Below are 23,301 nucleotides of genomic sequence, written 5' to 3' on the forward strand. Positions count from 1 at the left end.
GGACTACGGTTGGCTGGTCCAGCCGGTTACGGGTTGTTCAAGATCGATCAGCACCACCGCGACGGGCGGGATGCGGAAGTTGGGGCCGACGAGGCTCGCACCGTCGACCGAGACCGTGCGCCAGAGACCGGTGCTGGCATCGAGCAGGCGGATGCCGTTGACGTTGGCCTGTCCGAGGCTGGCGATGAGGTCGTAGGCGGTGTATTCCACCGGGAAGTTGGAGCCGGAGAGCACGCTCTGACCTGCCGGGAGGTCGAGCGGCGTGTTTTCGCGTTCACCCAGATCGAGCGCGGCCATCGAGCCGAAGCGGACCCAGAGGAAGTCGCCCGGCTGCAGGACGAAGTTCGTCCCCGTCGCCATGCCCGCGTCTTCATCCCAGGCGACCGTCTCGGTCTCGGGGGTAGGCGCGAGTTGGGTGAAGCGGGTGATCTCCGTGACCCCGGCGGCATCGTGCCACGCGGTCAGCAATTCGGCGGCGTTCGCGACGCTGTTTGCCAGCGCGGCGGTGACCGGAATCGCGTTGTAATTCGTCTCCGCCACCTGGATGGCGGGCAGCGTAGAGCGCAGGAGCACCGGCTGGTTGTCGTCGACCGTCAGCTTGCGCTGCCAGACGACTTCGCCCGCCACCATCGCGCCGAACTGGTTGTAGACGTCGCTGCGGGTGAGCGTGGCCGAGACGCCGCTGTCGATATCGAGCAGGCGGAGGTTGGCCGTGAGCGCGCCGAGCGAATCCTCTTCGTAGACCACAAAGCGGCCCGCGATGTAGGGGTGCGCCTCGTTGTAAGGCGTATTCGTCAGCTGGCGCTCGCTGCCCCGGCGCAGGTTGTACTCGTAGAGCTCCACTTGGCCGTTGCGGTTGTCTTGCCAGAGGATGCTATGGCCGCGGATCGCCGGGAAGAACTGGCCGTAGAGGTCGTTCGTGAGGCGCTTGACCTCGCCCGTGCGCAAGTCGGCGAAGTAGATTTCGCCGCCGCCCGCGTCGCGGAAGTCTTGCCACACCACGCGCCCGGCATGGACCGACGGGTAGAGCTGGTCCTGCGAAGTCGGGTCGACCTGTGCGGTCGTGCCCGTCTCGGTATTGTGAGCGAAGAGCTGCCACGGTGCGCTGGCGTTGCCGAGCGGGCGGGCCTGGTAGACGATCCAGGGGCCGTCGATCACCGGGCGGGCTTCGTCACGGTCGAGCGTCTGCGTGATCGCGATCGGGACGCCTGGCGCGGAGAGGTCGACCAGCTCGATGTCGGTGTTGCCGTTTTCGCGACGGGTCTGCCAGACGGCGCGCTCGCCGTCGGTGGACGGCAGGCGCTGGTCGGTCGGGCTCGTCGTGAGCTGGATCGGCCCGGCGCTGCCGGCGAAGTTTTCGGCAAACACATCCCAGTTGCCCGCCGCACGAGCCTGCCAGACCGCCCACGAGCCACGGCCCGTGACGTTCGAGGGGCCGGTCGCGGCGGCAGCCAGCACGTCTTGCGCGCCCGAGAGGTCGTCGATCCGCACGAGGCGGGTGACGAAGGCCTCTTGGCCGAGCGGGTCGACCAGCTTCACGAGCACGGTATACCAGCCCGGAGTCTGCAGGATGCCGCTGCCGTTGGCGCCGTCCCAATCGAGGTCGAGGGTGGTGCCCTGCACCGCTTCGTGGCTCTCGCTGTAGACGAGCGGCAGCGGCGCGAGGTTTGCGCCGTAGGCCGGATCGACGCGGAAGGTGTAGGTGCCGTCGATTTCTTCCGATGTGGCATCGTTGGCCAACTGGAAGTGGATCTTGTGCTCGCCCGGCGTCAGGTTTTCGAGCGTAAAGGTCTCACCGCTGGCCAGAGGCGCACGGAGATAGGTGTCGTCGAGCTTCCAGCGGAAGTGCGGGTGGTTCGTCACCGTCAAGGTGAGGTCGCGAGTCTTGACCACGTGGCCGTCGAGGCCGTCGAGTGCAATCGCGTCGGCCGAGCCGTCGATCGCCCACTGCACGACGGCAGCGTCGGACTCGGCCGGGTAGTCGCCATACATCGAGCGGGCCAGCACGGCCACCTCGACGGAACCGCCCAAGCCGTTCAACTCGATGGGATCGGCGGCCGCGCGTTCGCTGGACCACGCCCCACCGTTGAGGCGGTAGCGGTAGAAATCGACGTATTCACCCGTCACCTGCAGCGAGGCGGTGGTGTCCGGCGTAGGCGAAACCGGCAGGCCGCGCAGCACCGGGAAGGCCTTGACGCCGCGGTGGATTTCGACCAGCGCGTCGATGTCGACGGGGTTGGCCCCGATGTCGAGCGAGAGACCGGCACTGCCGGGGCGGACCGACAGGGCGTCGCCGCGCAGGTAAAGCGTATCGTTGGCCTGGGCCACGCCGTCGATGCTCGGGCCGCTGCCCGGGATGATCAGGCGGGCGAACGACTCCGTCTCGCGGTTACCCACGGCGTCTTGCGCGTAGTAAATGATGTCGTAAGAGCCCGGTTCGTCGAACCAGAAGGGCAGCCCGGGGCGGAACTCGCCGTCGTTGACCTTGTAGAAGATGCTGACCGCGTTGACGTCTTCGGACGTGAAGTACATCTGCGTCTCGCGCGTGATGTAATACGTCTGCCCGGCCTCAGTCACGTCGCCCGCAAAGCGCAGTTGCGTGACGGGTGGGTCGTCGTCGTCGGGTGCCGGGGCGTAGACGACGGTGTAGGTGTAGGAGCCGATTTCGAGGCGGTCGAGCAGGTTGAAATAGGTGAGCTTGTTGTTGTTGCTCGGGTCGTAGCGGACGTTGGTCCAGAAGTTGTTCGGGTCGATCTGCTTGCCGTCGTTGCGCACCACGCTCTGGATGCCGTAGCGAGCCTGGCCGGGATCGGCGAGGCGCATGTACCCCCACCCTTCAAAGTCGGCCGAAAGGTCGATCGTGAAGGTGCGGCCCGTCAGCGGGTTGCCGATCTGGGCGTCGTCGAGGTGGTTGACGGGCAGGATGTTGCCGTTGGTCTCGTAGAGCGCGTCGGGCAGCATGTCGGCCTCGCGGTCGGTGTCGGCGAGGAAGTCGAGCACGTCGTCGCGGCCCGGCTCGTCGTTGCGCACCTCGTGGGCGATGAAGTGGGCGTCGATGCTCTCGATGATCGACGTTTCTTCCCCACCCAGCTCCGGGGCGTGCGTGTAGGAGGCCTTGAACTCGATGAACTCACCGGAGAGCGACGTGATCATGTCCCACGCGCCCTTGCGGGACTGGCCGGGCGGAATGTCGCCCAGGTTGAGCGTGAGCGAAGAGTTGGGCACGGGCACGTCCATCACCCGCGCGCCGAGCAGGCGGGCGATGAGGAGCAGCTTTTGCTTGTTCTCCACGATGCGGGGCTGCTCGGACTTGATCACCACGTTGCGGGCGGTGTTGTAGCCGTTGTTGGTCACGATCACGCCGAGCGTGAACGGGATCGGGCTCTCCACCTCAGGGGTGAAGGGATCGTCGCCCTGCACGTCGCGCGGCTGGAAGTACGTGATCGCGAGCATCGGCTCGGGCTTCACCTGGATCGTGTCGGGGATCACGAGCAACGTCTCGGCGGGGATCTCTACCCCGGCCAGCTTGCCGGAGAGCTCGCAACCGACCTCGTAGAACTTGCCGTTGGGCTCGGTGCCGCCTGCCGTGGGCTTGGGGATGATGAACCAACGCACGATGGCGGTCTTCGTGGGCCCGATCACACCGGAACCGTCGATCCCGTTGGTGTTCTCGATCTCCGGGGCCTGCACAAAGAACAGGTCGGAGGCGTCGGTGCCGTCGGGATAGGTGAAGGTGAGCTGGGCGGCGAAGTCGGTAATCGGGTCTTCGCCGGTGTTGTTGGTCACTTCGAGGGTGGCTTCGAAGCCCACCCGCTCGGTCGTGAGCTCCTGCAGGATCTCGATGCGCACCTGCGCGCACCAGCCTTGGAACTGCTGTTGCGCCCGGGCAGCCGGAGCGAGTAACAGGAGCGCCAGCAGGGCCCCACAGGCCGCCTTCAATTTGGATGAGACAGAGAGGATCACGGGAGAGTTCATTCGGCCTGCCCTCCTTCCGGAAGAGCGTCTTGAGTCAATTGGCTGTAGTTGCCGCAGGAATCCTGCACGAGGATGCCGTTGGCGTAGAACGCACTGTCTTCGCCCAGGAGGAGCGTGTAGACGGTGTGCTCGCCGGAAACCGGCTGGATCGAAGCGATGCGGACTTGCGAGCCGTCGGCGCGGTGCAACCAGTCACCCAGTTGCAGACCCGCCACCGGCACCCATTCCTTGCCATCGACCCAGATGTTGTGCTCGGCCGTGGCGAAGAGCTGACCGGCCGGGCGGCCTTGGGCGTCTTCGTAGGTAATGGCGTAGACGTCGTCCTTCTGCAGGGTGACTACATCCACGACGGTAGCGTTGGTCGCACGGCCGGTAGCCACGCGGTCGCCAATGGAGATCTGCTCGATCGGGAGCGAAGCACCGCTGGCCATCAACACCGGGGTGTCGGGCAGGAAGCAGCCCGAGCCGGTGGTGGTGGTGACATGCCCGCCACTCGCGCCGCTGGGCCCTCCTCCGCCTCCTCCTCCACCACCGGCCGTGGCGAAGAAGTTGGTGGCGCAACCGATGGCCCGGGCCAGGTAGGCCCACGGTGCATGGTTGACGTGCACGGGAGCACTCAGGATCGACGAGGCGAGCAGCATTCCGCTGAGTGCAGCCTTGGCGGCAGCACCGTCGGAGCACTGGTAGGAGGCCTTGACCAAGGCCGCCATGCCGCGAGCGAGGTCAGCATCTGCGCCCATCGGAATACCGAGGAAGCAGGAGGCGAAGTCGCTGGCGCCACCGGCGCGGATGGCACCTGCCCGCATGGCCGCACGGGCCGGGGAGGCTTCCGCTGGGTCGAAGATCTTGAAGCGGAACGGCAAGTCGATGCTCGTCTGCGGCGCGATCTCCGGCAGGTAACTGATGAGCGGCTCCACGCTGCCCCAGTCCAGCTCCATCCCACTGATCTCCACATCGAAGGCGCGGATAAGGCCCTCGTTGTGCAGGGTGAAGATGACGGTAGTCTCGAAGCCGTCCGGCGGGTTCTCGAAGCTATACTGCGGCGGGTCGAGGTAGAGCACCGGCGCAGGCACGCGCGTCTCGAAGGTCTGCTCGATCTTGATCTCGTAGCGGTCCGTGAACGGCTTGGGCACCACGCTGAACTTGACCGTGACGAGGCTCTTGTAGAGGCGCTGCGCCACCTGCACCGTCTGGTCGGGGATCACCTCCACGGTGCCCGCCGCAGTGCTGTGAGCGGGGGCGCTGGCCTGCCACGACCACTGGCCTTCCTGCAGGTCGTCGACCAGCACCTGGCCGGCAGCATCGGTCTTGTAGGGACCGCGATTGATGCCGAGGGCAAGGTTACGGAGGCGGACGGTCGCGTTGGGCAGCGGCTGCACCAGCGTATTGTCGAGCGAGAAGAGCACGCTGCCGGTCAGGTTGGAGCTGATCTGCGCATACAGACCCAGCTCGAAGTCCGACACGGCGTTGCTGCCGCTGATCGTGACCACGTCGTCGTGGTAGCCGATCTCGACGTCTTCCGGCGGGGTGTAGACGACCGTAAAGGTCAGCTTGCCACCCACGGGGATGTCTTCCAGTTCGGCCTTGCCCTGCGCGTTGAGCGGCAGGTTGATGTGCATCCACGAGATGTTCTGCGGAGGCGTCAGCACCGGGTTTTCGAGCGGGCGCAGGCCGTTGTTGACGATCGTAACCTGGCGGCTCTTGAGGCTGCCGCGGTCGACGGTCAGATCGACATAGCCCATCTGCGGAGCTTCCACCGAGAGGATCGGAATGGCCGGCAGGAGGCTGACAAAGCCCGTGAAGGTCGAGGCCGCGCCCTGATCGGACGTCAGCTTGATCTCCACCACCGCATTATCCGGCGCGTCGAGCGTGGACTGCAGTTGCAGCTTCACGGGCGCACGAGCCCCTGCACCGATGCTAACGGGCAGCGGTTCGCGCAGGATGGCGTCGACCGATGTGATGTCGGTCTCGGACGTATCCGGGTTCACCACGTAGGCGCGGACATCCATCGTCACGTTCTCCAGCGGCACGTCGCCCGGGTTGATCAGCGACACTTCGAAATCGAGCGTATCGCTCTTCGACATCCGGATGTCGCCGCGCGCAGGGGCAATGAAGCTACGGTAGAGGGTGACGGACGCTTGATCGAGCTCGTCCACGACCTCCGGGTGAGCCGCCCAGATCGCGATGCGACCGGCGATGCCAAACGGCGGCTGATAGTCGAAGCTGTAGTTGCCCGAGCCGTCGGTGGTCACGTCTTCGTGGAAGACGAAGCCCTGAACGTTGAAGCCGAGGCGCAGCGCCGTGTTGGGCAGCGGCGTATCGTCATCGCGGTTCAGCGCCTGGCCGGTTACGGTGATCAGCTCGTCGTTGCTGTAGATCGCACGTGCGGTCGAGGCGGTGCCGTAGTAAGGCGTTTCGCGCGGGGTGGCTTCGGTCGAGCCCGACACCGGGCCAGACGTGCGCTCACCGGGCGAACGCAGGCCGTAGTAGATCGGGTCGATCTTGGCCGTAAAGCGGGCCTTGGTCGACTCGGCCAACACGGCGGGCACGAAGACATCCTCGAAGGTGAAGGTCCGGGACTGGCCGGGGTTGAGCACCACCATGCCGTCGCCGGAGCTGTTGAAGGTCATCCCCGGCACGAGCTGGCGGAATTCGGTCACGCTGACCTCCTGGCCGCTGTCCGTGCGCACGGAGATCTCGAGATCGCCGGGCAGGCTACCGTTGTCGCGCACCAGCACAAACTGGGCGGGCGCATGGCCGAGGTTGGTCAGCTTCACGTCGAAGTTGGAGAGGCCACCGGCCAGCGGACGGCCCTGCGGGGTCAGCATGATCGCATTTTGCGGCCGGGCGATGCCCTCCGTAAAGGTGCGGTCGAGCTGGTAGCGCAGGTAGCTGCCGTCTTCGGCGGGTTGGGTCTTGAGGTGCAGCGTGATGAGTTGGTTCGAGACGCTGGCGCCCGGCGCAGGCACGGGCACGTCCAGCTCGGCCGTAGCACCGGCGGTGACGGCTTGCGAAACCGGGTAGGTTTCGAGCAGCACGTTGCCGCCCACGTCGCGGCGGACGCGGATTTCGCTGAAGTTGAGGTCGGCATTGTCGCTGGCGTGGTTGAAGGCCACGCGGTAGAGGTCGAAGAAGCCGACGACGGAGGCCTGCTCGACGCCCGAGGCGTTCGGGTTGACCTTCAGGGCCAGCTTGAGCGGCTGCACCACGATTTCGCGGGCGATGCTCTCCTGATCCTGATCGTTGACGGCCGTTACTGCGTAGGTGACGGGGCTGTTGGCCGGCAGCGCGATCGGGTCGGCATAAGACGCGCCGGTGATCGGTGTCGGCGTCTGCTGCACCCCGTTGCGGTAGACCTTATAGCCGGTCGCCTGGTTGTCGGTATTCGTCCAGCTCAGGGCGACGGCGCCTTGCGGCGAGACGTTGGCCGCGAGGTTGCGGACCGCGCCGACATACATCTCGATTGTAGCCGAGTTGCTGAGGGCGTGATTGCCGTAAGCGTCGGACGCCGCGACCTGGTAGACCATCTCGCCACGCGGCGGCGTGTCGCGGATCACCCGGAGGATCGGGCTGTGCGAGCCGACCGGCGTGCCGTTGCGGTAGAGCACCCAGTGGTGCGGGTTCGGCTCACCGGACGAGTTGTCGAAGGTCAGCTGCACGCCGGTGTAGCCAAGCGTGGCCTGCAGGTTGAGCGGCGCGGCCGGGGCCACGCGGTCGGAGAGGCCGGTAACGGTGATCGACGGAGCGCTTTCGGCGCCGAGGCGGCTCGCAGTGACGACGTAGCGGTAGGTGCCGTCGGTCGGCGGCAGGTCCACATACTCGGTCGCGGCGATGCCTTGGGCGATCAGCACATTCGGGATGCCCGACTGGCTGCTCGGCACGCGATAGAGCGCATAGGTGCTCGCCAGCTCCGACGGAGCCCACACGAGGCGGATCTGGCCGCCCGGCAGCGTATCGGCGGCAAAGTAGGCCGGTGCAGCCGGGGGAGGCGGCAGTTGCGTATTATAAAGCTCCAGCTCTTCGCCCTGGGTCAGGACGGTGCCGGTGTTGCCGTTCGCGTCCTCGACCTGCATGAGGAAGAGGCCCACGCCGCGGCCCATCGACGGGAAAAGCGTCAGTTGGCCGGTGAAGATGCGGTTGTCGCCGCTGTTGACCAGCTCGACCTCCACGTCTGCGCCACTGGGCGGCGAGAAGAGCAGCTCGGGCGCGGTGCCGGCTGCGGCTTCTTCGCTCAGTTCGAGCGTCAGTTGCACGCTTTGGGTCGTGAGCGTCTGGATCGGGGCCTCGCGGTTGAGGCGCAGCTCCCCGGTCGGGCGAGTGACGTCGAAGACCAGCGTCTCGCCCGTTGGCGCGCCGGTGAAGCGGTTGCCGTTGAGGTCGCGGGCGCTGACGGTGACGTTGGCGATGCCGGAGCGGGCCGAGGCGTCGGTAACCGGGAAGGTGCCGGAGAACGACTGGCTGCTGTTGGCCGTGAGCGGCACCGAGATGGGGCTGCGCATGTCCTTGGGCAGGATCGTCAGCGTCGGGGTGCCCTGCAGCGGCTCGTTGGCCTGCAGGATCACGCCCAGGTCGCCGGGGCCGGCAGGCATGGCTTCGTCGTAGAAGATCTGGATCACCGGGGCGGTTTCGTCGAGGGTCGCCTCGACCATGGCCGTCGGCACGCTCGCGTTGCCCGCCGCATCGTAGCCCACCACGCGGATGTAGTAGTGCAGGTCGGGGCGGTTCTTGAGCGCGAAGGACATCTCTTGCAGGATGCCGCTGGAGAAGGCCGCGTCGTCCACGTCGTCGAAGGGCACAGTGTCCCAGAACACTTCGTAACGGGTCGGGCGTTCGCCTTCTTCGCCGGTGTAGCGCCACTGGATCAGCAGGCCCGTCTTGGCGTCATACAAAGGCTGTTCGATTTCGAGACCCACCGGGCCCATCGTGTCGCTGATCACCTGAACCGGCTGCGAAGCTCCCGTGCCTGCCGCGTCGAACGCGACGGCCACGAGGGTGTTCGCGCCTTCGACCAGCGGGATGGCGGTGAAGCTGAAGTCGCCGTCGACGTTGGCATTTCCGGTCGCCACCACCGCGCCGTTGCGCAGGATGCGCACGGCCACGGAAGGCTCGGCCGTGCCGGAGACGTCAATGGTGTCAACCGTAACGGTGGTGCCTTCGGTCGGCGTGGTGATGATCGGGATACCGGCGGGCAGCGGGTTGATCGTCACGTTCAGCTCGCGCACGGCCAGGTTGCCTTCCATGTCGCGGGCTTCGACGCGGACGCGATAGACGCCCGACACGTAGCCGGAGATGTCCCAACGCTGCGAGAGCGCCGAACCTGCCACCTCGGCCACGGGAGCGCCGTTGACGAGGAAGCGGACGGAGGCCACGCCAAGCGGGGCCGTGGTGGTGGCCGAAACGATGACCGGGCGGGTGATCAGATCACCCTCCTGCAGGCTGAAGCCCTGGATCGTCGGGCCGTCGCCCAACAGGTCGAGCGAGACGGAGGCGTCCGCCGTTTCGCCGCCAGTCGGGCTGAGCAGTTCGAGGTGGATCGTCTTCAGGCCGGCACCGGTCGAGACCGTAAAGGCCTGCTCCCAGGGCTGCGGCGTGTAGGGGTTGACGGCAGTCGGACCAAACACGTCTTCGTAGAGCACACCCGCAAAGGTCGAGTCTTCGCTGACGCGGTAGGCGCTGGCGTTGAAGCTGGCGATGACGAGCGTCACCGTGCCGTTGGTCGTTTGCGTGATGCCGTTCTTGAGGCCAAACCCGGTGCCAAGCAGCGGCTCTTCGAGCAGCGGGCTGGAGGTGTCGATCGTGCCCTGGACGGAGCCTGCAATCGCACCGGCGTCGGAGGTGCCCCACCAGTTACCCTGAGCGGTCAGCGTGCCGCCGGAATTCGTCGCGGCAAAGCTCGTGTTATTCTTCAGCACGGAGTTGCTGAGGTCGACCACAGAGCCCGCGCCTACGGCCAAGCCTACGTCGTTGAAGGCCAGGTAGAGGTCGCTCGCGGTCAGGCTGGTGCCGTTGGCCACGGTCAGGCCCGCGCCACTGTTGCGCACGAGGGCGAGCGGCCCGAGATTGGGCGTGGCCCCGGTCAGGGTCAGGCCTTCACCGTAGGCGATCCAGACGTAGTCGAGACGGGACACGTTGGTCGCGTCCTGCAGCGTCACCCCACCCCAGTCGCCGCGCTGGGCCGCCGTGGGCGAGCCTTGGCGATCATTGGCCGAGGTAAGCACGATGGGCTGCAGGGCGGTGCCTTGGGCATCGAGAATACCATCCGCGATGGTGATACCCGCCCCGGGAGCGAAGTAGAGCGTGGTGCCCGGCTCGATCGCCAGGGTCGCGCCGTTGGAGACGGTGACCGGCTGGAGCACTTCCACCGTCGCGCCGTTGCCGCCAAAGGTGCGGTCTTCGGTGATCGCGCCGGAGAGCGGGTCGCTCCATGCCACGGTCGTCACCGCCGGGTTTTGCTGATCGAGCTGGTTGAAGCCGACCACCGCGAAGTAGTAGTCCTGCGTGCGGTCGAGGCCCGTCACGGTGTAGCTGGTCGCAGCAGCATCGAGCGTCGCCACCGGCGTCATCGCCGAGACGTCGCTGAAGTCCGCCTGCGCACGGTAGACGTGGTAGCCGGCAAAGCCCTTCAGTGTGCTCGGGTCGTAGCCCGCCCAATCGAGCGTGAAGCCCGACGGCGTGTAGTCGCGCGGCGTGACCGCCACGGGCGGCGGGATGTCGCTGGCGAGGGTGAAGCTGAGGGTCGTGACTGCAGGCTCGAAGTTGCCCGCATTGTCGACCGCCACGACGGCGGCGAAATACGGGGTGTCGAGCTCCAGATTGGTGAAGACGTGGCTGCGCACGCCCGCGCCGACCGAGTTGATGGCGTCCGCCGGGTCGACGGTCGCAAAGTCGCTCGTATCGAGGAACAGGCGGAAGCCCTGCAGGTCGGCCGGAGCGGAATAGCCATTCCACGTCACCTGAGCCGTTGCGGCGGAAGTCGCACCGAGCGCAAGCGTCGGAGCCGCCGGGGCATCCACGTCAACCTTGAAGGTCAGCACCTGAGCCGCGTTCATCGTGCGGCCGTCGGTGTCGGTGGCATCGCTGACGGTGAGGGTGTAGTCACCCGTGGCGCCTGCGCCGAAGGTGAGGATCTTGCTCAGCCAGGTGTTGTTGGCCGTCCAGGTGCCGCCGGTCGGGAACGTCGGGACGTTCGCGGCATTGGCGCTGGCGATGGCCACCGTCGGCTGGATGCTCGGGTTCATCGCGCGGTCGAAGACCAGCGTCACGCGGAATTCGGCCCCTTCGGTCACAAACTGCGCGGTCGGGATCGACGGCGTGGCGCTGGTGACGGTGGGGAGGAAGTTGCGCGAGCTGTAGACGGCGGTGAAGGCCATCGCGACCGGGTCGAGCGTCGTGAAGGTGTCGCTGGCGGTGCGGCTGGAGCTGTAGTTGACGCCGTTGAGCGTCCACTGCTGGAAGAGGTATTCCGTGGCACCGTCGACATGCGTGGCAGGGGCGCTCAGGTTGAGCGTCTGGCCATTGGTGTAGGTGCCGCTCCCGGGCAGGCTGAGGATGCCCGCCGGCTGGGTCGCCACCGTCACGTTGTGGCTCGGGTTCTTCTCTTCAAAGAGGGCCACGATGCTGCGGGCGCCAGTGATGACCAGCGCAAGCGAGCTGGAGTTGCCGAGGCTGCCGCCGTTTTCCTGCCAGCCCACGAAGTTGTAGCCCGGCTTGGGCGAGGCCGTGAGCGTGACGTTGGCCCCGTGGCTGTAGCTGCCGCCGCCCGTGACGGTGCCACCTTCAGCCAGGCTCTTGGTGAGCATAACGGTGTAGGTGGGCAGCGCGAAGTGGGCGATGAGGCTTTCGTCGCGCGTCGGCACAAAGGTGTAGCTGGCGCGGGTGCTGAGCAGCTCGCCGGTCACACGCGTCCAGCGCGAGAAGGAATATGGGGCCGTGCTGGTGTCGGGCGTAGCCGTGACGGTGACGGAGCTGCCTTCCTGGAAGGTGCCGCCGCCCGTCACAGAGCCGCCAGCCGCCGGCTGGGCCGCCACGGAGACCTGATAGAAGTCGTAGACGGTGAAGTCGGTGCTGAAGGTGTTGTCTTCGGCCTCGGCGTGCGTGGTGGCGCCGAATTCATAGAAGTCGTCTTCCGCATCCGTGGTGACGTAGACACGGTAATGGCCGTGACCCGGGTTCGGGAGCGTGAACGCGCGCGGGGCAGTGCCACCGCTGGCCAGATCCTGATTCAGGTTCAGCGTCTGCTGGCGCACGAGGTTGCCCGTGTCGCGGTTGAAGAGCTGGAGCGTCTCGGTGAGGCCGCCCACGGCACCGCCGGTGCCGACGTTGGCGGTCGTCCAGGTGACTTCCGGATCGGCATTGGGCCCGGAGATCGCCACGGCGAGATTTTGCACCGCCAAATCGGGGTAGGCTGCGCGGGTGACGCGGAAGGTGCTGGCGGAAGCCGTCACGTTGTCGCCCTCGAAGACGAATTCGTCGACGGTATCCGTCACATCGGTCTTCACGATGAGGAAGAAGTCGCCGTCGATGCCCTCGGGCAGTTCGGCGCTCTCGCTCACCGTATAGGAGGCACCGGCGGTCAGGCCCACCGCGCGGTCGAAGGCGGCCAGCTCGAGGTCGTCGCCATCGCCGAAGATCGCGTTTTGGGAAACGACAACACGGTCGCGCCACGGCGGGGTAGCCGCATCGGAGTTACCGAGGTTGCGCACGGTGAAGCTGAAGTTGACCGTGTCGCCACTGCGGATGCTGCCCCCGCTGGGCGGAGTCACGGTCTGGACCTGTAAGTTCGCGTAAGGCGTGGTGTCCGAAGGCGCGATCTCGACGTTGAGGTAGTATTCCGCCATCAGGCCGCCCGTCTGCGAAGACTGGCGCACGAGGGCGAAGTAGTCGCCCGGGGTCGTAATATCGACCTGCGCCACGGCATCGCCCGAACGACCGCCGCTGACTTCACTGACGAAGGAGCCGGAGCTGGTGTAGACGGCCACCGAAGGCACGAGGCCGGAGGTGGTGGGCGTGTTGGCGGTCAGGAAGATCGTTTCGCCCGAGGCGAGGGTACCGAGCGAGAAGTAATCGAGGTCTCCATTATCGTGGACACGGCCCCAGATGTTGCCGCCGCGCGAAGTGCCGTTGCTGGTGAGCGTCAGCGGATTGGCGGCCCCCACGGTGTTGTTGGCCTCCGTCTCGTGCTGCTTGCCGGCATCGATCAGCGTGACACGCACGCGGTATTCGCCAGCGAAGGAGTCGTAACGGTCGAGCTGGATAATATGCGTGCCGGTCTCCGTGATGGTGATGGGGCCGGTGGTGGCAAAGCTGCCGTTGTCCGGGCTTACCAGAGCCGTCATGACGGCGTTGTTCGGGCCGCGCACCGTCAGATCCAGCTCCGAACCGGTGGAGGAGCCGACGACGTCGATGTCGACGATCATCTTCTGGCCAGCCGTAGCGGCGACCTTCCAGTAGTCGAACTGGGTAATGGTGGACAAGCGACCGCGCAGACCGCCGGAGCGGTAGCCGTCTTCGCCTGGGTGCAGCACAAACGCGCTGGCGGTGGCCACGCTATTGTTGTTCGGCGCTTCGGTCGTAAAGCCGTTCAGTTGGGAGACGGTGAAGACCTGCGTGTAAGGAGTCGGCAGCGGATTGCCGTAGAGGTCGACCAGAGCGTTACTCGCGGTGAAGCGATAGACGCCCGGGCGCAACGGCTCGTCGACGATGCCGAAGTTGATGACCGAGCCCGCCGTGTAGGCACCGACGGTAAAGGCGATTTGCTCGTCGTCGGCGGTGTCGAGGGTGTCATCGGCACCGGCGTAGCGCAGCTCGTAGCTACCGAGGTCGTTGACCACCACGGGGTCGAGGTCTTCGCTCAGGCTGACGCTGAAGCTGGAGATAAAGCCATCGCTGGAGCCTGCGGGCAGTGTCGCGCCGAGGATCTCGGGGGCCGCGTTGTCGAGCAGCTCCATCTCGGCCAGATAAGTCGAGCGGTAGCTGCCGGTATTGCCGCCAGCAGTGATGCGCAGGTAATACGCCCCACCCTGGTCGGCCGGCACCGTGGCCGAGATAAACGTCTCGCCCTGGGTCGTAGTAGCCAAGGCTGGCTCCCCGTCGCGGAAGAGCGTCATGATCGGCTCAAGCAGGCTATAGACCGGCAGCCGGAGCGTAACCTTGATCTGCGTGCCCGGGGCGAGGTTGCCCAGCAGGTAGTGATCCTGGTCGGCGTCGCGCTCCACATTGCCGAAGACGCTGGCCGACTTCTCGCCGGCAGTGATCTCGAAGGCCGGCACAGTTGCGGTGGCCACGGTATCGTTGTCCTCCGGCTCGGTCTGGATCGGGGCCGGGAGGAGGTTGACCACATAGCTGTATTCACCCGTGCTCGTGCCGGGAGAGAAGCGCACGAAAATTGTGCCGGGAGCACCGATGGTCAGCGGATTGTTCTGGCCTTCGCCCCCTGGGCTATCGCCGTTGAACGTGCTCAGCGAAGCCCCGCCACCATCGTAGATCGTGACGGTGGAGTAGTTCGTCCACGCGTTGATCGAGTGCTCGGTGGAGACAAACAGGCGGTCGCCGGCGAGGGCCGAGAACTTCCAGTAGTCGGCGTCGGTCTCGGTGGTGCCGGTGCGCAGGGTGCCACGCGCCAGGGCATAGCGCAGCCCCAGCACTTCCGTATCGCTCTTGAGCCCAAGGCTGCGGCGCCCGGTGAGGATGTCGAAGCCGTCGGTGGCCTGGTTGGCCGCTACGATCTCGCGATAGCCATCGCCATCGAGGTCTCCCACCGCGCCTGCTTCGGTGCGGCTGGGCTGGGTGTAACGCACCACGCCGGTCAGCGGACTGTCGCCGTAGTTGAGGCCGTAGAAGAGATAGATGCCTCCGCTGCGATAGCCGTGGAAGAGCAGGTCGCTCACGCCGTCGCCGTCGATATCCGCCACCGTAATGCGGTTGGGGCTTTCAATCGCACCAAGCGGAATTTCCCGCCGGGTGAAGGTGCCATCGCCTGCGCCCGCAAAGTAATCGAAGTGGTTTTCCGAGCTGAAGGCCACGATGACATCCAGCGCACCATCGCTGTTGAAGTCGCCGAGTGCGACATGCGTCGGCGAGGTGTCCGTGAGCCCATAGGTAGTGGCCGGGGCAAACGCGCCCGTGCCGTCGCCGAGGCGGATGAGCAGGTTGTCGTGGTAGGTATCGGAAGTGATGAGGTCGGCATGGCCATCGCCGTCCACATCGCCCAGCGCGATCCCCGCAAGCGTGGTATTGCTGGCAAAGCCCTGCACGATGCCGCCGGTGAAGGCGCCCGCTCCGTCGTTGAGCCACACGCCCACGCGGGCCGGGTTGGTGCTCATCTGCACCACCAGATCGAGGAAGGTGTCCCCATCGAGGTCGGCCGCCGCGATTGCATGGGGATCACCCGCGCCGCTGAGATTGGCCGTTTCGGTAAAGGTGCCGTCGCCGTTGTTGGCGTAGACGCGCACGCTGTCGCTACCGTCGAGCGTCACCGCAATATCCGTGAGGCTGTCGCCCGTCAATTCAGCGGCGAGCAAGCGGCGCGGCGTTTGTGCGGTGCCATAGGTCACGATCGGCGTGCCGCCGGAGAACGTGCCCGTACCATCGTTGAGCCAGAGGCGCAGCGGCGTGGTGCCAGTAGTAAGCGCGCCCACGAGGTCGAGATCGCCATCGCCGTCGGCATCGAGCAACACGAGGTCGACCGTATCGACGCCGACTGCTACGGAGCTGGAAAGCTCGAACGAGCCGTCGACCGAGGAGCCTGTGCCTTCGGCCAACGGATCGGCCTCGGCAAAGGTATTGTTGGAGCGCGATTCGGTGACGGTGTCTTGCACGCCTTCGATATGGAAGGTGCGCACGAAGTCCTCCGCCAGCGAGTTGCCAAAGAGGTCGCGCAGGTTTTCGGCTGCCACCGTCAAGCGATAGTGGCCAGCCTGCAACGGGCCGTCGACGATGGGCAGCGAAGCCGTCCGCCCGGTGGTGTAGCCGGGGCTGCGGAAGTGGTAAACCTCGTCGTCGGCGGTGCCGAAAAGGGTATCCGGGCCGGCGGTGCGCAGGTCATAGCTGTTCGGGTCGTTGACCGTCGCGGCCTCCAGGTCTTCGCTGAAGGTGAGGTCGAAGCGCACAAACAGGCCGTTGTCGGTCTCGCCTTCATCCGCCAGCGTGACGCCCGTAATGCTCGGGGCCTCGGCGTCGGAGAGGGTGACGGTGAGCAGGTAGCGCGAGAAGAGGTGCCCGCCCGAGCCGTCGTCGTCGACCATCACGTGGTAGAGGTTTTCTTCGCCCTCGACAAAGGTGTAGCTGATGCTGGTCGCACCGGGGGCACCTTGCAGCTTCGTCACACTGCCCGTCTGGCCGAAGAGCTTGAGCACCGGGACAAAGGGGCTATCCGCCGGCTGCTGCAGTTGCACGGTGACGGTCGCCCCGGCACCGAGGTTCCCAATACGGAAGTAGTCTACGGTATCGCGTTGATCGAAGTTGGCAAAGATCCGAGCCACGAGGCCACCAGCGCCCGGCGAGAAACTCAAGGGGTCGGAAACCCCGACGCTATCGTTGGAGCTGTCTTCCAACGGAGTGCCGGGCGGCATCAGGCTGACCCGCACCCGGTACTCTTCCGCGCGATTGGCGTAAGGAACCACCCGGACAAAATAGCGGCCAGCGTTGGGCAGCGCCGGATAGTACATTTCGCCCGAGCCATTGTAAATGTATGTAACCGCCAACTGCGCTCCCACCCCATCGTAGAGATAAACGGTGTGCGAGTAATTGGAATTGGCGACCAGACTCGTCGCAGCCAGCGTCAGCACATCGCCTTCGTTGGCCGAGAATACGTAGTAGTCTTCTTCCTGATTCGGGCCACGGCCCCGGAAGTAGGCTTCGCGCAAGCCGGGAATACCCGCGACCTCGGCCAACGGAAGGGCGCTTTGGCCCATAAAGAGGACGATACGGCCATCCTGCGCCGAGCCGATCAGGTCGGTCAGGCCGTCGCTGTTGAAGTCGGCCGCACCGAGGCCTTCGAAGACTCGGTTGTCGGGGTCCATACTCACGAGCGCCTGGAAGGCACCGGAGCGGATGGCACGGTATGAGACGCCTTCGTCTCCGCCCACCGCAACGTCGAGCTGACCGTCGTCGTTGATGTCGGCCAAGAGCAGGGCCCAGCCGTCGCTGTTGTTGAAGTCGAGGCTTTCGACTGAGGCAAAGGCCCCAGAACCGTCGCCGAGCAGGTAGGAGACGCTGTCGTTGTCTTCAAACGAAATCACGAGGTCGAGGTCGTCGTCGCCATTGATGTCGCCGCTCTGCACCGAGCGGGGCTTGGCAATGACATTGGTCCAGACGGGCGGGTTGGAGAACGCACCGGCACCCTCGTTGAGCAAGACGCCGAGGCGGGCATTCCGATCGTCCGTCACCGCCAGGTCGTCGATGCCGTCGCCGTCGAAGTCGCCCGCAGCCACGCCGAAAATCTTCAGGTTGAGGCCGCCGAGGATCGTGCTGGCGGTAAAGGCCCCTGCCCCGTCGTTGGTCAAAAGAGTGACCGAGCCGGCATCGGAGTTCACATACCGGTAGTTGGCGATGGCGAGGTCCGGGTGGCCGTCGTCGTTCCAGTCGCCCACCGCGATGTCACGCGGGTAGTTACCTACCGTATACGAAGCGCTGCTGAAGCTGCCCGCGCCGTCGTTGAGGAAGACCACGGCGTTACCAGCCGTCGTTTGGTGGTTGACCGCCGTCGTGACGACGAGGTCGGGGTAGGTGTCGCCATCCAGATCGACCGCCTTTACATCGTAAGGGGCCTGAGCCACCGCGTAGGAGACGGGGGCGTCAAAGGTGCCGCTACCGGTGCCGAAGTAGACCTTCAACGAGCTGTCACCTGCAGAGGCCACCGCGATGTCGGCGTTGCCATCGCGGTCGAAGTCGCCTGTGGCGAGGCGGCGGGCCACTGCGAGGGTGGCGACCGGAGGCAGGTTGGTGAAGGAGCCGCTGTGGTCGTCGCTCGGCGTGACGCTGATCGAGTCGGCGGTGGCAAAGGTGTTGTTGGAGCGGCTCTCGGTCACGAACGGCGGCAGCCCTTCGATGCGGAAGGTGCGCACGTAGGGCGCTTCCAAGGTATTGCCAAAGCGGTCGCGCAGGGAGCCGGCGGGGATGCTGAAGCGAATGTCGCCGGGCTGCACCGGGCCATCCGGGAAGGAAAGAGTCAACGTGCGCCCGCTGACATAAGTGGGGCGATCAAAGGTGTAGACTTCGTCGTCGGCGGTATTGAAGACGCCGTCGGCCCCGGAGGAACGCAAGTCATAGTAGGCGACATTGTTGGCCGAATCGGGATCGAGGTCTTCCGTCACGGTCAGGCTGAGGCCGTTGATCATGGTGGAGACGGTGGAGCCTTCGCCCGGCAGCGTATCGCTCGTGATCTGGATCGGGGTCGCGTCGGAGACTTCGACGGAGAGGACGTATTCGCCCCAGAAATCGCGCGTGCCGTCTACCCCGCGCATACGAACGAAGTAGGCACCTTCGGTCGCCTCGGTCACGGTGTAGCTGATGGTGGTCTGGCCTTGGGCACCGCCCGAGCGCACCACGTTGTCGCTCGTCAGGATCCAGAGCTGAGGCGTCAGGTTGCTGTCCTCGGTGTTCTGGAAAGTCAACGTGATGGTGGCACCTTCCCCGTAATTGCCGATGGAGAAGTAGTCGCCGCTGGTGTCGTCTTCATTGGCCTGGGCGAGCATCTTGCCTTGCAGCGCGCCGCCTTCGATCTGCAGGCTCAGGGGGTCGGCCTGGTTGATGTTGTCATTGGGTTCCGATTCGAGCTGGAAGTCGCTAGAGGCCAGAGAAAGGCGGAAGCGGTATTCGTCCCAATAATCCCAGTTGCGCTGCACGACGACATAGTAGGTGCCCGGGGCAGCGAGCGTAAGCGGGTTGGAAACGGCCCGGCCTGTGGTGTAGCTACCGTACGTCGCATTGAGCGAGGTAGAGCCCGTGAGGGGATAGATCAGGTAGGCGAGGCCCATCGTTTGGGTGCCTTCGCGCATGCTGTCTACGACCAGGCTGAGCTTGTCGCCCGCATCGACGCTGAAGCTGAAGTAATCGACGTCGGTCGTGTTGCGGATATTGCCGCGGCCGAGCGCCTGCCGGAGACCCGGGATGCCGGCATCGGCCAGCGGGGCGACGGTGGGGTTGCCGGTGAGCAGCGTAAAGTTGTCGGACGAGTTACCCGCGAGGATCAAGTCGTTACGACCGTTGTCGGTCACGTCGTCGACCGCCACGCCGTCCATAGAGTCGAGCGTGTCCATCACAGTGGCTCCGGCGAGCGGAGACTCGCGTCGGCCCGTGCCGAGGAGGTAGCGGAACTCGTAGGGGGTCGAGACGGTGACATCGAGCAAGCCGTCGCCGTCGATATCGAGCAGCTTCAGTTGCTTGCTATAGGTGCCTGCATCGAAGCGGTATTCGTCCACAAAAGTGCCATCGCCCGCGCCAAAGTAGATGGAGCCTTGCGAGGCGTTCCAGTTACGGTCGAAGACGACGACGAGGTCGAGGTGGTTGTCGCCATCGAGATCGGCGGCGCGCACGCCTTGCGGAGATTGCTCGGTCGGGTTGAGCGCCAGGTAGGTGGCAGAGGCAAAAGTGCCGTCGCCCTGCCCCAGGAGAAGGCCGATACGATTGCCGGCATGCTCCGTATACGCGAGGTCGAGGCGGCTGTCCTCATTGAAGTCTCCCACCGCGAGGCCATAGGGCTCGGTATTGGCGCCAGCGTCGATTGTGGTGGCGGTAAAGCTGCCGTTGCCGTCGTTGAGCAGGATGGTAAGAGAGTCGCCATAGTAATTGGCCACCGCGAGGTCGGCATCGCCGTCGCCATTGAAGTCGCCAGCCACAATCTCGTAGGGTCCGTCGCCGACATTGGTCGTACCCACAGGGAGCAGCGTGCCGTCGCCCTGGTTGAAGAAGACGCGGATCTGGTCGTCGTCGAGCAGCGTCACGGCGAGGTCGAGGCGACCGTCGCCGTTGAAGTCGGCCACGGCACTATAATAGGCTTCGTCCGTCAGCGGGTAGGTTTCGCCCATCGTGTAGCCACCGGCCCCATTATGCAGGTAGGCCGTGACGACATCGGTCGCGGTGTCGAGCGCCAGGAGGTCGAGGTTGCCATCGCCGTTGAGGTCGACCTGTTCGAGACCGGTAAAATTACCCGCGCCGAAGGTGTTCGCGATGGTAAATGTCCCGTCGTGCGTCGCATCAATCATCAGAGCCAGCGGGGTGGCGGTCGCACGGGTGTTGTTGGAGCGGTTTTCGACGATGAAGTCGCCCAACGGATCGAGGGTAAAGTCGAGCGTATAGGGCACCAGAGCATTGGCCGCACGGTCGGTCAGGCCGATGCCGGCGGTAAAGCGGTAGTCGCCGGGCTGGAGCGGGCCGTCGGGCAAGTCGAAGGTCACCCGCGTGCCGTTGGCGTAGGGCATTACCGCGAGGGTGTAAACCTCGTCGTCGCCCGTGCCGCGGAAGCCGTCTGGACCGGCGGAGGCAAGCGAGTAATTTGCGGAATTGGCAACCGTCAACGGCGCCATGTCTTCGCTGAAGTCGACCGTAAAGCTGACGTAGTATTCGCTGTTGTTCGGGTTGGGCAGCGAAGTCCCGACAACGGTCGGCGCAATCGAATCGGAAATGGTGGCGGTGGCCACGTAGCGGGCCAACATGCCGAGCTTGGCGGGGTTGAAACCGGCGGCATTCACATCGCCCTGGAAGACGACGCCGTTGAGGGTGCCGTCGTAATCGTTCGCCGTTTCGTCGGCAATGGCGGTGCCGGTGCCTTCGTTAAAGCGCCAGTAGGCGACGAGGCCGGGCTCGTCGCCGTCGAGGATCACCTTCTGGTGGTCGGCAATCTCGGTGGGCGTGCGCACGACGGACCAGATCCGCAGGTCGTCGAGCGAGCCGAGAAAGGCCTGATTGCTGTCGTAGCCGCCGTTGACCGAGTCCTGATCTTGCCCGAGCACAAAGCCCTGACTGTTGAGTGGGTTCAGCGTGGCGGCCTGACTGCCGACGGAAACGCCGTCGACAAAAATTCCGACCGTGCCCGCAGTCGGGTTGCGCACGATGGCGTAATGACGCCAGGTGGCTTCGTCGATGGTAGGCACGGTAAAACGCCTATAGGAGCCGTGATCGTACACGTCCATCGTGGTGGCGTTGACGATCCAGACCAGCCACTCGTTGTTTTGGCTGGCGTGGGCCGTGCTGATCAGGGCCCGATTGCTGGGCGTACCACGCATCCAGAACTCGACCGTCATCGCGGTGCGGCCATGCATCGCTTCCGGCGGCAGGTCGACGCGGTCGGTGCCGCCATCGAAGACCAGGCTGGTGCCGTCGAGGTTGTCGTTGATGCCGACTTGCAGGTAATAAAGGTCGTTGGCCGAAGCGGTGTGGCTGAGGCCGCTGCCTGTGCTCGTGATCGCGAGCGGGGTTGCCTGCCCGGCGCGGTAGAGCACCAGCTCGAGATCGCCTACTTCCAGCGTCGAATCGTCGGGCAACGCATAGGTGATGTCGATGGAGTTGCCGGCGTTGATTGCGCCGAGGCGGTAGAAGTCGCCGTTGACATCGTTGGAGCCGACAAACCACGAATTTCGCTCCAGATCGGCCAGCGCACCGGCGATTTGAGCCTGCGAGCCGCCGGCGATGGCATTGAAGCGGAGGAAATTGGCCTGGCCTAATTCGCCGTTAGGCTCGGATTCAAGGCTCTCGCCCCGGCCCACGTCGATGCGGATCTCGAAATCGGTGCTGCCATCGGTCCAGTAGCGCACGGTGTAGGTTCCGGGGGTCGTGATGGCGTATTGCTGGATGGGATCGGGCGAACCGTTGGAGCTGCCGATCAGCAAAGTGCCGGTGGGGCCGTAGAGCTGGAGGCGGTGCACGGGCGGAGTCGCCAGTGTGCTGTTGGTGTAGACGCTCAGTTGGTCGCCGCCTTCGAGCTCGATCTGGTAATTGTAGGCGTTGGTCTGCCCTCCCCCACTGTTGAAGCTGCCGGTGGCAAAAGCCGAAAAGATGCCACTGCCAACCGGGGACTCGGCCAGCGGAAGCGGGATGGTGACTTCGGCAGCGGCAATCGGCCCACTCGCGAGAGCCCCCGCGCGCGCCGGTGCTTCAGGCTCCGCTTCGAGGCCACGGAGGAAAAAGCGTTGGGTGGTATGGGCGAGGCCGTAAGCGTCTTGCCCGCCGCCGTTGAAGACGAGCTGCAGGGCGCCTTCGGCCGACACGCTGCCGGTCGTCTCGACCTGCCAGCGGTAGGCGTCGAGGGGCCGCACGACCATGTGCGGGAGCGATTCGCCACCAAACAGGGCAAAGGCGTTGGCGCTAGGCAATTCGCCGATGGGGCGGGTACTGCGCAGGACAAACTTTGCCTTGCCGCTCGCCGCTTCGCGCGTGGCAGACTCCAGCCATACGCCTGCCGTGCCCGGCGTTTCGGCAAAGTCCACGCCTTGGTCGACGACTTCCCAGGCGGCATTGGTGCCCACCAGCTCGATCGTCACTTGCCCCGACGCCACCGCCTCGCCCAGCGGCACGTCGATCAGCACCTGGCCTTCTTGTTCCCACGCCGTGAGGTCGAGGGGGAGAGAAACGACTTCATCCCGGCCCCAGCTCACTTCCACGGTGGCGTCTTCGAGCGATGCGCGCTCGGCCTTGGCGTCGATGGCGAGGGTGGCACCCAACGTAGCGTAGCCGCTCGCTGGCGCACTGTAAGGGAGGGTGACGGCAGCTTGCTGGGCCACTGCCTGCCCCAAGGGCAAAGACAGGAGGGCGGACAGCAACAGACCGCTGCGCAAGGTCAGCGAAGCTCGGGTTGCAATCATAGGAAGACGGCTCGAGAAACGAGGAAACACAAAAGACGACGGTTTACCGGGGATCAAACCCAGTGAAGAGAGACACAATGGCTAACGCTCCCCGCAGCTATGAATCCTCTTTCCACGAGAGACAGGTGAGGTGTGAGACGATCAACACAGCGAGAAGCGATTGCCGAGTAGCTAAACTGGGTAGCAAACAATTATCGCGGTTTAAATAGTAAAATTTGAGCTGAGGAATCCACCGCAAGCGCAGATTTGGCCGCCTAAGCACAGACATCGGGCCTCATACATTCGTTTAATTGAACATCTCAAGACAGGCACCCAAACCACATCGCAAGATCCTGATTTCTAAATAGATACCAGTCCCATTAAGCACTATTAGCGATTTTGATTACAGAAACTTTACCAACCGCATTACGTTATTCTTAGCAATTAAACCCTAGACCCAAACCAAGCCATATCCTGATTTCTTTACCATCCTTTTAAGGAAGGCCTAAATGGCACTAAAAAGCCAAAAAGATGTTTTACATCTCTATTA

The 23,301-nt window shown here is 64.8% G+C and carries 2 protein-coding genes; both read right to left on the reverse strand.

Going from position 1 to position 23,301, the window contains the following annotated elements; all coding sequences use genetic code 11:
- Positions 1-3 precede the first annotated feature (3 nt).
- Positions 4-3,963, reverse strand: coding sequence for a hypothetical protein (locus tag Q7P63_08680; protein ID MDP0500163.1), 3,960 nt, complete (start codon positions 3,961-3,963; stop codon positions 4-6).
- A gap of 8 nt (positions 3,964-3,971) precedes the next feature.
- Positions 3,972-22,772: an FG-GAP-like repeat-containing protein gene (locus Q7P63_08685; protein MDP0500164.1), complete on the reverse strand. Its 18,801-nt coding sequence runs from the start codon at positions 22,770-22,772 to the stop codon at positions 3,972-3,974.
- Positions 22,773-23,301 lie beyond the last annotated feature (529 nt).

The organism is Verrucomicrobiota bacterium JB022 (assembly GCA_030673845.1).
Classification (GTDB): Bacteria; Verrucomicrobiota; Verrucomicrobiia; order Opitutales; family Oceanipulchritudinaceae; genus WOUP01.